Below are 13,334 nucleotides of genomic sequence, written 5' to 3'. Positions count from 1 at the left end.
CCGGAGCCCCCCGCGCACGACCTTGACCTGCCTCGGCGAGCCTACGTAAGTTCGCCGTGATCCGGTGGCGAACTCGTAAGGAGGGGGGTCCGCATGGCGAGTCTGACGCCTGGTCACGGGCAACCGCCGGATCACGCGGGGTTCACCCACCGGCAGATCCTCTTGGTCCTCTGCGGACTCCTGATGGGCGTCTCGCTCAGCGCGCTGGACCAGACGATCGTGGCGACATCCATCCGGACCATCGCCGACTACTTCCACAACTATTCGTTATTGGCGTGGGTGACGACCGCCTACCTGGCGACCTCGACGATCGTCACGCCGCTGTACGGCAAGTTGTCCGACCTCTACGGCCGCAAACCGTGCTACGTGGTCGCCATCTCGGTGTTCGCGCTCGGCTCGCTGGGCTGCACGTTCGCGTCCTCTCTCTACGAACTCGCCGTGCTGCGCGCCGTCCAGGGCATCGGTGCCGGCGGCCTGATGTCCCTGGCGTTCACCATCCTCGGCGACATCGTCGCGCCCCGGCAGCGCGCCAGATACCAGGGGTACTTCCTGGCAGTGTTCACCGGTGCGAACTTGGTGGGCCCGCTGATCGGCGGCGTACTGGCCGACACACAGAGCATCCTCGGCATCGCCGGCTGGCGCTGGGTCTTCCTGCTGAACGTGCCGCTCAGCCTGGTGACGCTGGCCGTTGTCGTGCGTGTGCTGAACTTCGATCCCATGCAGCGGACCGGGGGCCGGGTGGACTGGCTCGGCGGTCTGCTGCTCACCGTGGGCATCACACCACTGCTGATCGTCGCCGAACTGGGCCGCTCCTGGGGATGGGGATCGACCCGGTCGCTCGTGTGTTTCGCCGTGTTCGCGGCCAGCATGTCGGCGTACGTGTGGGCCGAGAAGCTGGCCGGCGAGAGGGCGTTCACCCCGCTGCGCATCTTCGCGAACCGATCGTTCGCCAAGGGGTCGGTCGTCTCGTTCGTCGTCGGCTCGGTGATGGTGGGCGTGATCAGCATCATTCCCCAGTACTTCCAGGTGTCCCAAGGCGTGGATCCGATGGTGGCCGGTTTCCGCCTGCTGCCGACGATGCTGGGCGCGATTGTCGGCACCCTCTGCTCCGGCCAGCTCATCGCACGCACCGGGCGGTACCGGGCGCAGGCCATCGTCGGCGGGGTGCTGACCGTGGCGAGTCTGCTGGGACTCTATTTCCTCACCGCTGTCTCCGACTTCTGGCTGCTCATGCTGCTGTTGTTGGTCCTCGGGCTGGGTGTCGGCATGTTCAACCAGCCGCTCACGCTGGCGATGCAGAACATCCTGCCGCCCGCGGACATGGGGGTTTCGACCGCGGCGGTGACTTTCTTCCGGCAGCTCGGCGGCACCATCGGATTGGCCTTCTTCCTCTCGCTGTTCTTCGCTTACGCGCCAACGGCGATCGCTGGCGAGGTGAAAGCCGCTGCCGGCGGCCCGGCCTTCCGGGCCGCCGTGGCACGGACCATCGCCTCGGCGAGCGATCCGGCCGCACGTGAACTGGCGACAGGGCTGCAGGCGAACGACACCGCTGCCGCGACGAGTGTGGTGGTGCACGACAGCGCGGTGATCCAGTCGCTGCCCGCCGTCGTGGCGCGTCCGTTCCAGCTGGCGTTCGCCGACTCGATGGGGCTGGTGTTCGTGACTGCTTCCGGAGTGAGCCTCGTCGGCCTGCTCCTGCTCGTCAGCTGGCCGCCGGTGCCGCTGCGCGATTCGGCCGGTGCACACGGAACCGCGCCCAGGAGGCCACTGGGGACCGGCCAGAGCGAAAACTCCGTTTCGCCGCACGAATGACCGGGACTCCGCGAGTGTTCGCGCGGCAAAACCGAACAGGGAAGGTCCACGGTGCCAAATACTCCCTTACCCTTGGCCGGTCTCACTGTGATCGATGCCTCCACACTGTTCGCGGGGCCTTTCGCGGCGAGACTGCTCGGTGACTTCGGTGCCGAGATCATCAAGGTGGAACAGCCCGCGGGCGATCCGGTGCGCCGGTACGGCCACGCGTACAACGATGTTCCGCTTCTGTGGAAGATGCTGAGCCGCAACAAGAAAAGCGTTGTGCTCGACCTGCGCGAGGCCCGGGACGCGGACCGTTTCGTCGGTCTCGCCACCCAGGCCGACGCGGTCATCGAGAACTTCCGACCGGGCACGCTGGAACGCTGGGGGCTTGGTCCGCAGGTGCTCACCGAGGCCAACCCGCGGCTCGTTCTGGCCAGGGTGACCGCGTTCGGGCAGGACGGGCCGTATGCGGGCCGTCCCGGATTCGGCACCCTCGCGGAAGCGATGAGCGGGCTGGCGGCGATGTCCGGAGAACCCGACGGCCCGCCCGCGCTCCCGGCGTTCCCGCTCGGCGACGCCGTGGCCGGACTGCACACCGCCCTCGCGGTGCTGATCGCATTGCGCGCCCGCGACCTGATCGGTACCGGCCAGATCGCGGATGTCGCGATCACCGAGACCCTCATCGGCGCGCTGGGCGCCCAACTCACCGTCTACGAACACCTTGGCATCAAGCCCGACCGGGTCGGCAACCGGTCGAACAACAGCGCACCCCGAAACGTCTACCGCTGCGCGGACCAGCGCTGGGTCGCTTTGTCGGCACCGGCGCGCTCGGTCGCCGAACGCGTCGTCCGGCTGGTCGGCCGACCCGACCTGTGCGCCGAGCCATGGTTCGCCACCGGCGTCGGGCGGGCCGCGCATCGCGAAGTGATCGACGACGCGATCCGGCCGTGGATCGCCGCCCGGGGCCGCGACGAGGTCGTCGCCGCTTTCGAGACGGCCGAAGCGGCGGTCGCTCCCATCTACGAGGTCGACGACGTGCTGACCGATCCGCAGTTCCGGGCACGCGGCCTCACGGTGGACGTGCCCGACGCCGAACTGGGCACGGTGCGCATGCCGGGCGTCCCCTTCCGGCTGTCGGCCACACCGGGACGTATCGACTGGGCCGGGCCCCCCGTCGGATCACACACCGAGGACGTGTGCGGCACCCTGGCGCGAGCCGAGACGGCCCACTCCTCGACAGGAGAGGCCGGGGCATGAGCGACGAGCAGCGCAAGCACCAGGTTTTCCGCAGCTGTCTGTACGTGCCCGGCCACCACCCGGACCGGATCGCCCGCGCCTACGCCACCGAAGCCGACGCGGTGATCCTCGACCTGGAGGACGCCGTCCCGGCCGCGCAGAAGCTCGAAGCCCGGGAGATCGTCGCAGAGGCGATCACCTCGCCCGCCTCGAAACCCACCTACGTGCGAGTGAACTCGATGTCATCGGGGCTCTGCGAGGACGACGTGCGCGCGGTGGCCGGTACCGGGCTCGCCGGGATACGCATGGCCAAAGTGGGCTTACCCGACGAGGTCCGGCGCGTCGCCGACATCCTGCGCGAGCTCCGTCACCCCGCGAAGATCCATGTACTCATCGAGTCGGCCGGCGCACTGGAACGCGCTTTCGCCCTGGCCACCGCGTCTCCCACGGTGACCATGCTCGGCCTCGGCGAGTCCGACCTGCGGGCCGACCTCAACACCACCGCCGAAGGCCCGACCATGGACGCCAGCCGGGCCCGGGTGATCACCGCCGCACGCGCCGCCGGCCTGCCCAACCCGTGTCAGAGCGTCTACGCCGAGCCCCGCGATCTGCGCGGTTTGCTCGTCACCAGCAAACACGGTCGCCGGCTTGGATTTCTCGGCCGGATGGCGATTCACCCCGCGCAGATCCCCATCATCCACGACGTCTACACCCCGACGATGGACGAGATCGACGACGCCCTGGAGATCTGCGCGGCCGTGGATCTCGCCGCCATGGAAAGCAGATCGATCACCATCACGGCGCAGGGGAAGATGGTGGGGCCTCCCGCTCTCGCCAGGGCGAAACAAGTACTGGAACTGGCCAACGCGCTCAACCTGATCACGGGTTTCGCGTGGCCGGTGGACCAGGGAGAGACATCGGAATCGGTGAGCAACACCCGGAACAAGGGAGGTTCTTCATGACCGGCGTCATGGCCGACAAGCGGTGGGCGGTTCTGGACCCGGCGGTCCGCCCGACCGACCCCGAGGAATACCTCAGGACCGCCCTCGAATGGCATTTCGGCGCCGAAACCGGTTCGCGGTTCTGGCTCGAACGGGCCAAATCGCTCGACTTCGATCCGGTGCACGATGTGCGCACCTACGACGACCTGAGGCTCTTTCCCAACATCGTCGACGAGTTGCGGGGCATCCCCGTGGAGGACCTGGTCCCGCAGGGCTACGGCCCCAACCCGCCGGCACCGAAGGTCTTCGAGACCGGCGGCACCACCGGTGCGCCCAAGCGCGTCATCCTGATGCCCGACTGGTTCGAGAGCTCGATCAACAGGATGCTCGCCGGGCCGGTGTTCGCCGGGCGGGAACCCGGAAACATCCTGATCGCCGCGCCGACCGGGCCGCACAAGATCGGCGGTCAGTACGACGACGTGGTGAAGCGGCAGAACACCATCAAGTTCACCATCGACGTCGACCCGCGCTGGGTCAAGAAACTGATCAGCCGGGGCGAACACGACCAGGTCAAGGCCTACGTCGAGCACGTGCTGGACCAGATCGAGCACGTGCTCAGCAGCCAGCACGTCGGCCTCCTGGTGATCACACCGCCGCTGCTGCGGGCATGTTCGGGGCGTCCCCGGCTCGTCGAACTCATCAACGCCAAGGTCGCCGTGGTGTTCTGGGGTGGCGCGCACATGACCGCGGACGAGCGGTTCGAACTGTCGCACCTGCACTTCCCCAACGTGCGGATGGTGAGCCGGTACAACAGCGCCATGATTTTGGAGGGGGCGTCGGAACGCGCCGGAACCGGCGACGGCGACCACATCGTCTACGACCCGTACACCCCGGTGGTGACGTTCCACGTGGTCGATCCAGAGACGCGGGAGACCGTGGAATACGGCCGACGTGGGCAGGTCGTGATGAACCACATCAGCAAGGGCATGTTCCTGCCCAACAACCTGGAACGGGACTCAGCAGTCCGGGTGCCGGGCCCGGAAGGCCAGTTCGGCGATTCGGTGGCCGATCCCCGGCCGGTCGAGAAGTTCGGCGGCGAGCGCGTGATCGAAGGCATCTACTGAACGTCGATGAACCCACGATCGTGCTCGACGACAACTGCGTTTGTTGACTGTCCCGGGAAAGGACGAGGGTCATGTCGATTCTGCTGAGCGACGAACGGGAAATGTCCGAGGAACCGGGGCAGGAACCGTGGCTGTACGAGTTGACGGTGTCGGAGGCGGCCGAAATCGACGGCGCGCTGGCCACGTTGGTCGATAGCGGGAAATCCGACTTCGCGGCCAGCCCGGCCGACTTTCCCCTGCCCAAGGTGGGGCCGAAACTACGGCGCATCGTACGGTCACTGGAGGACGAGCCGGGATTCGCGCTGATCCGCGGCATACCCGTCAACGGCAAGACCGAGGAGGAGGTCCGCCGACTCTACTGGGGCCTCGGCATGCACGTCGGCGTGCCACTGATCCAGAACAACGCCGACGCGAGCATCGTCGACATCCGCGACGAGGGCCGGGCCGGACGGCTGCGGGTGCACACCTCGAACCAGCACATCGGATTCCATATCGATTCGACCGACATCGTCGGACTGCTGTGCCGGCGCGCGGCCTCACACGGGGGCACCAGCCTAGTGGTCAGCGCCGAGGCGGTGCGCCGGGAGTTGTCCTGGGTGTACCCCGATCTGCTGACCGCCCTGTACGAGCCGTTGCCGTTCGCCGATGTCGCCTCCCCGGACGAGAACCACCCGGACTTCTTCATGTGTCCCGTCTTCGGCCGCCATGAGGGGCGCACCACGTGCCGGTTCTACATCCGCCGGATCCTGCGCAGCCAGGACAATCCGGCCGCGCCGAGGCTGACCGAACGGCAGCGGCAGGCCATCGCCGCGGTCGAGGAGATCGCCGCCCGACCGGATCTGGTGACTGCCATGCAGTTCCAGCCAGGTGACCTGCAGTTGATCAACAGCCACCTGGTGCTGCACGGCCGGACAGCGTTCGACAGCGACGAGTCCGAGGCGGGGCGCCACCTGCTGCGGATGTGGTTCTCGGTGCCGTCGAGCCGCCTCCTGCCGCCGGAGTTCGAAGCCGCATGGGGCACCAGGCAGCCCGGCACGCTGCGCGGCAGCGCTCTGCGCTGGCAGTTGCACGGGGAGTTCGGCGAGTTCCAGCGGCGGCAGGCCAAGGAATTGGGTGTGGTGATCCCCGGCTGAGCCGGGCGCACCGTCTCCGGCGTGGACAGCGAGGATCGCCTGAGACGGGACAGATCGGGCGGCAACGCGGTTGACGGCGCTGCCGCCCGTTCGTCCGCTCGACGTTCCGGTCGACTCGGCACACGTCGTGGTGGTCGGTATGGTGTTCGGCGCGAACCGACGAGGAGAAGCAATGGCAGTGCTCGGAAAGTTATTGAAGAACCGGCGGGCGGGGAATGCCGACCTCGCCTGGAACGCACCGAACCTGGCCGGTGGAGACGAACTCCCCCTGACCAGCCCCGACTTCGCACACGAGGCGACGATTCCGGTCGTGCACGTTGGCAAGCGAATCGGCGGCGAAGAGCTGTCCCCCGCCCTGAGCTGGGCCACAGTGCCGGAAGGTACGGCACAGTTGCTGCTGGTCATCGAAGACCCCGACGCGCCCACGCCGAAACCGTTCATCCACGGGGTCTTCCTGGTCGATCCCTCGGTGACCAGTCTCGGCCGGGGGGCGCTCGATGCGAAAAACCCCGTAGCAGGTGTGCGACCACTGCGATCCGGTAGAGGCCGCGGCTACCTGGGACCGGCGCCCATCAAGGGACACGGCCCGCACCGGTACGTGTTCCAGCTCTTCGCGCTCGCGAAGCCGATCACCGCGGTGCCGGGCAGCACGGACCTGGACTCGGCCAAGCCGCGCGCCGTGCTCGCCGCCGCCACTGACGTCCTGGCGCGCGGTCGAATCGACGGTATCTACGAGAACCCCTGACCAGCGGGCAGGCCGCTCGCAGGGGTGACCCACTCGGCCAAAGCCAGCCCCGTGGCGCGAACGTGATTCCCACGCCACGGGGCTGTCGCTGCCTCAGTTCGACGGTGCGGCGATCCGGTGCGGTGTCTGCTGCTCCGGCGACCACTGCGCCCAGGGCACGTGCCCGTCTCTGGCCAGTGCGAGCAGTGCCGCCTGCTCCAGCGCGCCGACGGCCCGGTCGTCATCCGTGCCGACGTCTCCCTCCGGGTCGAGGAACAGCGAGGCCACGTCGGCCCCATGAACCGGCCTCTTCGCCACGGCGGGGTAGGCCAGCGCGGTCTGCCAATTGGTGGAAGGCGCATAGTCGAACTTCTGCGCCCAGCCGTGCCCGCCGCCCTTGTACTGGGCGGCCAACAACTCCCTGGCTGGTCCCACCCAGCGAATCTCGGACAAGACCCTGATCTTCTCGTCATGGTCCACCGATTGATCGGCGTCGGGCAGCACGTGCGAATAGGCGTGGTCGACCGCGTTCCAGCAGTCCCACACCCCGGCCTCTTCCGCGACGTTCGACACCAGCAACGGAACGTCGGCCATGAGCCCTGCCTCGAGCGAGTCGAGCGGCGCTTGAGGAAGGACGTCCCCGTCGACGAAAGGTCCATATCGGACGATGACCGGGCCGTTGGCGCGGGCGGTGCTCTGCCGGAGCAGTCGCCGGTGGATGGTCCGCAGGCCCACGTTGGGCAGCTGGACCAGGTCGGCCGGCGTGGCGGCCAGTGGTCCCGCGGCCGCGAGAAACTCCTCGGCGAACTGCACAGCGTCTTCCTCGGCCATCGGAGCCTGGGCGCCACTGTAGAGGGCCGCCTTGTGGAACAGCCCCTTGGCCGCCGGTGCGCCCAGCAGGGCGCCCAGGTCGGAGGCGCCGGAGGACATGCCGAACACAGTGACGTTGTCCGGGTCACCGCCGAACCCCGCCACGTTTTCCCGTATCCAGCGCAGCAGCATCACCTGGTCGAGAATGGTCAGATTGGCGCTGTCCTTGAAATCCGGATCGAGCGCACCGAGATAGAGCCAACCCCAGGGCCCCAGACGGTAGTTCGGCGTCACGATCACCGCGCCGTGGCGAGCGGCGAAATGCCAGACGTCGATCGTCGGCGTGCTGCCGCTGCCGTACGCCCGGCTGCCGAAATGCAGCCAGACCAGGACCGGTCGGCGCGCGTCCGGGCTCGGATCGGGTGACCAGAGGTTGAGGTTGAGGCAGTCCTCGCTCTCGGCGACGTCCGGGAAGACCGCTGAAAGCGTCTTACCAGTCATAATCGGAAGCTGCCAGCAGACCGGCCCCCAGCGGCGCGCGTCAACCTGCTCCACCGGGGTGACCGGCACAGGCGGCCTAAAACGCTGCTCAACTCGGCCGTACGGCACGCCGCGCCAGTTCGGGACCCCTCGATCCATGAATCCCTGCACCGAGCCGGACGAGGTCTCCACCACCAGATCGCGGTCAGTAAGGTCACGCATGATTTGCCAGCTCCAAATCCTGAGGGCGGACTTCTCACCGTCCGCGCCGCGCTGTTCGACGCAGGAGAGTTGAAGGCAGTCACGGGAGCGCTCGTGGCGCCCACCGTGACCACCGAACGCCAGCGCACTTGTGGCACACCAACGACGCGAATGGTGGGGCGCTCGGGAAACTGGTCGGGGGAGCGGACACCGTCGGTGGCGGCGCCGTTCTGGACGGCGTAGCACCGGTTGATGATTTCAGACCTTTCTCGGTCGGGGAACCACTAGTGCTGGTGGTCGTGCGATTGCGGATCAGTCTCGTGTGGGGAGCGAGCCGGTTCGCCAGGCGTTCACAGGTATGACCGGACTACCAGGTTGAGGAGTTGTTGTCGCTGATCACCGCGCTAGCTTTGCTCTGTCCTGTCGATTTGCGGCGTCGTCACGCTCGCACGATCCGGCGTGTCCGATCGTCTTCGCCTGCGAGGTGAGTTGGACGGACTTGGCGCGGTGAAGACGGTTCGTCCCGAGCGTGGTTTTGCGGCTCGTCAGGAGAAAACCCTCGACCGGAGGTACTCGATGTGTCCTGTGCGCTCTGAGTGGCCCATTGATTCCGAGCCGTTCGACGAACGTGTGGCAGTGGTGGGGCTGTCGTGTCGACTACCCATGGCGCACGACCCGAACGCCCTCTGGACCTTGCTGCACTCGGGCGCGTCCGCGATCACCGATGTTCCAGGAGACCGGTGGCCCGGCCCGGGTCTCCGCGATTCCCGGTGGCGTGATGCAGTCCGTCGCGGCGGTTTCCTGGACCAAGTCGATCTTTTCGATCCTGGTTTCTTCGGGATTTCGCCACGCGAAGCGGTCGAGATGGATCCGCAGCAGCGGTTGGCGTTGGAGCTGAGCTGGGAAGCTCTGGAGGACGCGGCTATCATCCCGAGCACGCTGCGAGGCGATCAGGTCGCGGTCTACGTCGGCGTCATGGCGGACGACTACGCCAAACTGCGCCTTTCCGCTGATGCCAGGGACATCGATCAATACACCCAGGCAGGGACCCAGCGCGCTCTGATCGCCAACAGGATCTCGCATTTCCTGGGATTGCACGGCGAAAGCATGGCGGTCGACACAGGGCAGTCCTCTTCTCTCGTCGCCGTGCACATGGCCTGCGAAGCTGTGCTGAGCGGAAGGTCGACGACCGCCCTCGCGGGCGGTGTGCACCTCAACCTCATCGAAGAATCCGCGGAGATGGCGGCGAAGCTCGGCACCCTTTCCGCGGACGGTAACTGCTACACCTTCGATGCGCGAGCGAATGGATACGTCCGGGGCGAAGGTGGTGGTTTCGTCGTCCTGAAATCGCTGTCTCGCGCGATCGCCGACGGAGACGACATCTACGCCGTCATTCGAGCCACCGCTGTGAACAATGGCGGCTCGACCCGGGGGTTGTCCGTCCCCAGTGCGTCAGCGCAGGAGGCAGTGCTGCGCGCCGCATATGACCGCGCCGGGGTGGACCCGCGCCGAGTGCAGTACGTCGAACTGCACGGAACCGGAACGAAGGTCGGTGACCCGATCGAGGCCGCGGCGCTGGGCGCCGTTCTGGGAAAGAACAGAGAAGAGAGTCGTCCCCTCCTTGTGGGGTCGGTTAAGACGAATCTGGGCCACCTGGAAGGCGCAGCGGGAATCGTTGGCCTGCTGAAGACGGTGATGATGATCCGTCACCGCAGTGTTCCCGCGAGCCTGAACTTCCAATACCCCAATCCAGAAATCCGTTTCCGCGAATGGGGTCTACGGGTCCCTCGTGAGGCGATGTCCTGGCCGGAGCAGGACGAGCAACTACTCGCGGGAGTCTCCTCGTTCGGCATCGGCGGCTCCAACTGCCACGTAGTAGTCACCTCTCCTCCGAGGTGCGATGGCCAGGTTGGGTCTGCGGAGTATCAACCCGTCGGCGCTGGTGTTTTCGGTGTGGGTGGTGTGGTGCCGTGGGTGTTGTCGGGGAAGTCGGTTGAGGCGGTGCGTGCGCAGGCGGGCCGGTTGTTGGAGTTTGTGGGGTCGGATTCGTCGTTGCGGCCGGTGGATGTGGGGTGGTCGCTGGTCAGTTCGCGTGCGGTGTTCGATCACCGTGCGGTGGTGGTGGGCAGTGATCGTGATGAGTTGATGGCTGGGCTGCGGGCCGCTGCTGCTGGCGAGTCGGCTGCGGGGGTGGTGTGTGGTAGTGCCCGTAGCGGTGCTCGGGTGGGTGTGTTGTTTACCGGTCAGGGTGCTCAGCGGGTGGGGATGGCTCGCGAGTTGTATGACCGGTCTGCGGTGTTCGCGTCGGCGGTGGACGCGATCGCGGCGGAGTTGGACCCTTTGTTGGACCGCCCCTTGCGTGAGGTGATGTGGGGGGTTGATGCGGATCTGTTGGAGCAGACGGGGTGGGCGCAGCCAGCGCTGTTCACGGTGGAGGCGGCGCTGTTTGAGGTGCTGCGTGCCTGTGGAGTGAGCCCGGATTACCTGCTGGGGCACTCGATTGGTGAGGTGACGGCGGCGTATGTGTCGGGTGTGTGGTCGCTGCGGGATGCCTGTCGGGTGGTGGCGGCCCGGGCCCGGTTGATGCAGACGCTGCCTTCGGGCGGGGCGATGGCCGCGATCCCGCTACCCGAAGCCGAAGTGAAGGAGCTGCTGCCCGACGCTGTGTCCATCGCAGCGGTCAACACCGCTGACTCCGTCGTCGTCTCCGGGCCGCAGGACGAAGTGGACCATGTGGCGGGGCTGGTGGCTGCTCGTGGTCTTCGGGTGACGTGGTTGCGGGTGTCGCATGCGTTTCATTCGGGGTTGATGGATCCGATGTTGGAGGAGTTCGCGGGTGTGCTGGGGACGGTGTGTTTCCGGTCGCCGCGGATTCCGGTGGTGTCGAATGTGACGGGTCGGGCTGCTACGGCTGAGCAGTTGTGTTCGGTGGGGTATTGGGTCCGTCAGGTGCGGGATGCGGTGCGGTTCGCCGATGGGGTGCGGTGGCTGGCCGATCAGGGTGTGACCGCGCTGGTGGAACTGGGCCCGGACGGGGTGCTGTCCGGCCTGGCGCAACACAGCTGCGCACCGGACACCCTCGTCACGCCGGTGTTGCGGCACCAGCACCCTGACGCCGAGACGTTGTTGTCGGCGGTGGGACAGTTGTATGCGCATGGTGTGGCCGTGGACTGGCCTGGGGTTTTTGCTGGTCGTGGCGCTACGCGAGTTCCGCTGCCGACGTATGCGTTCCAGCGGCAGCGTTTTTGGCCTGAGGTGGGGCCGACTGCCTCGGTTGGCGCTGTGGATCGGGATGATCAGCGGTTCTGGGCGTCGGTGGAGCAGCAGGATGTGCAGGCCTTGGCGGGCGAGTTGGGGCTTGATAGTGGTGTGGCCGCCTCGGTGATGCCGGCTCTCGCGTCGTGGCGTATCCAGCACCGTGAAGACTCCCTTGTCCCGAGCTCTTTGCTGTCCGACCTGCCGGAGGTTGTCCAGGCGCCGGAGGCCTCGAGCCAGGGCACAGCAATATCCGATGGTCTGCGGCAGCGGTTGGCTGGCCTGGCCGGTGCGGAACGGGAACAGAACCTGCTTGATCTGGTGCGGGATTCCGCCGCGGCCGTGCTGGGACACGCTTCGAGCACACAGATCGATAGTGACCAGCCCTTCAAGGAACTGGGCTTCGACTCCCTGACAGGAATCGAGCTGCGCAACCTGCTGCAAGTCAAGACGGGTCTCGATCTGGCTCCCAGCGTGGTCTTCGACTACCCGACTGTTACTCGTTTGGCGCGTTATTTGGCGGGCGAGTTCGGTGAGCCGCAACCCACCGGGGCGGCTGTGGTGTCGGCGTTGGCTTCAGCCGACGGTGATCCGATCGCTCTGGTGGGGATGGCGTGTCGGTTTCCCGGTGGGGTGTCGGGTCCGGACGATCTGTGGCGGCTGGTGACCGCCGAGGCCGATGGCATAATCCCGTTCCCCACTGATCGTGGCTGGGATCTGGATGCGCTACTGGGTACCGACGGACCCGGGTCCGGGACCTTGGCGACGGGTAAGGGCGGATTTATCGACGGTGTCGACGAGTTCGATGCGGCGTTTTTCCGGATTTCGCCTCGGGAGGCGTTGGCTAGTGATCCTCAGCAGCGGTTGTTGCTGGAGGTGTCGTGGGAAGCGTTGGAACAGGCGGGGATTGATCCTGCTTCGTTGGCGGGCAGCCCGACCGGAGTCTTTGCTGGCGCTTACCAGTCCGGATACGCGGATCTGGTCTCTCGTGGCAGTGAGCAACTACAGGGGCATTTGCTCACTGGTGGCGCGGGTAGCGTGATCTCTGGCCGTGTGGCTTACACGTTGGGCCTTGAGGGGCCTGCGGTGAGTGTGGACACGGCGTGTTCTTCGTCGTTGGTGGCGATGCACCTGGCTGCGCAGGCGTTGCGGTCGGGGGAGTGCACGCTGGCCCTGGCCGGCGGTGTCACAGTTATGGCCACCCCCGACATGTTTCTCGAGTTCACGGCGCAAAGTGGGCTGTCTGCGGATGGCCGTTGTAAGTCGTTCGCCGACGCTGCCGATGGCACTGGGTGGTCTGAGGGTGTCGGTGTGGTGGTGATGGAGCGGTTGTCTGACGCCCGCCGTCATGGCCACGAGGTGTTGGCTGTGTTGCGCTCGAGTGCGGTGAATCAGGATGGTGCTTCGAATGGTTTGACGGCGCCGAATGGTCCGTCGCAGCAGCGTGTGATTCGTCAGGCGCTGGCGGCGGCTGGGCTTTCTCCTGCTGAGATCGATGCAGTAGAGGCTCATGGCACGGGGACTCGGCTGGGTGACCCGATTGAGGCTCAGGCGTTGCTGGCCACGTACGGCCAGGATCGTCCCGAGGGGCAGCCGTTGTGGCTGGGGTCGTTGAAGTCCAACATCGGTCACG

The 13,334-nt window shown here is 66.7% G+C and carries 8 protein-coding genes; 7 read left to right on the top strand and 1 reads right to left on the bottom strand.

Translation table 11 applies throughout. The features are described from left to right. Window positions 1-183: 183 nt before the first annotated feature. The 6 genes from O5O46_RS08150 (at window position 184) to O5O46_RS08125 (ending at window position 6,976) form a co-directional block, all read left to right on the top strand. Window positions 184-1,812, top strand: coding sequence for an MDR family MFS transporter (locus tag O5O46_RS08150; protein WP_269854622.1), 1,629 nt, complete (start codon window positions 184-186; stop codon window positions 1,810-1,812). 72 nt (window positions 1,813-1,884) lie between these two features. Continuing rightward, window positions 1,885-3,054 carry a CaiB/BaiF CoA transferase family protein gene (locus tag O5O46_RS08145; RefSeq protein ID WP_333482347.1) on the top strand — a complete coding sequence of 390 codons (1,170 nt, stop codon included), beginning with the start codon at window positions 1,885-1,887 and terminating at the stop codon, window positions 3,052-3,054. Beyond that, window positions 3,051-3,995, top strand: a complete 945-nt coding sequence (locus O5O46_RS08140; RefSeq protein WP_269854620.1) for an HpcH/HpaI aldolase/citrate lyase family protein — start codon at window positions 3,051-3,053, stop codon at window positions 3,993-3,995. Before O5O46_RS08145 ends, O5O46_RS08140 begins: the two co-directional genes overlap by 4 nt. Next, complete coding sequence (locus O5O46_RS08135; protein WP_269854619.1) at window positions 3,992-5,098, top strand: phenazine antibiotic biosynthesis protein; 1,107 nt, start codon at window positions 3,992-3,994, stop codon at window positions 5,096-5,098. Before O5O46_RS08140 ends, O5O46_RS08135 begins: the two co-directional genes overlap by 4 nt. 71 nt (window positions 5,099-5,169) lie before the next feature. Further along, window positions 5,170-6,231, top strand: coding sequence for a TauD/TfdA family dioxygenase (locus tag O5O46_RS08130; protein WP_269854618.1), 1,062 nt, complete (start codon window positions 5,170-5,172; stop codon window positions 6,229-6,231). Between the two features lie 70 nt (window positions 6,232-6,301). Continuing rightward, window positions 6,302-6,976, top strand: coding sequence for a YbhB/YbcL family Raf kinase inhibitor-like protein (locus O5O46_RS08125; RefSeq protein ID WP_269854617.1), 675 nt, complete (start codon window positions 6,302-6,304; stop codon window positions 6,974-6,976). A 93-nt stretch (window positions 6,977-7,069) separates the two neighbouring features. Here O5O46_RS08125 and O5O46_RS08120 read toward each other — a convergent pair whose 3' ends face one another. Then, window positions 7,070-8,437, bottom strand: coding sequence for a carboxylesterase family protein (locus tag O5O46_RS08120; protein ID WP_269854616.1), 1,368 nt, complete (start codon window positions 8,435-8,437; stop codon window positions 7,070-7,072). Between the two features lie 672 nt (window positions 8,438-9,109). Here O5O46_RS08120 and O5O46_RS08115 point away from each other — a divergent pair. Continuing rightward, on the top strand, window positions 9,110-13,334 hold a 4,225-nt coding region (locus O5O46_RS08115), incomplete at its 3' end, for a type I polyketide synthase (protein ID WP_269854615.1).

Origin of the sequence: Streptomyces sp. RPT161 (assembly GCF_027533845.1) — a bacterium.
Taxonomy (GTDB): domain Bacteria; phylum Actinomycetota; class Actinomycetes; order Streptomycetales; family Streptomycetaceae; genus Streptantibioticus_A; species Streptantibioticus_A silvisoli_A.
The sequence above is the reverse complement of the archived record's forward strand: the minus strand, read 5'-3'. Positions and strand labels throughout refer to the sequence as shown.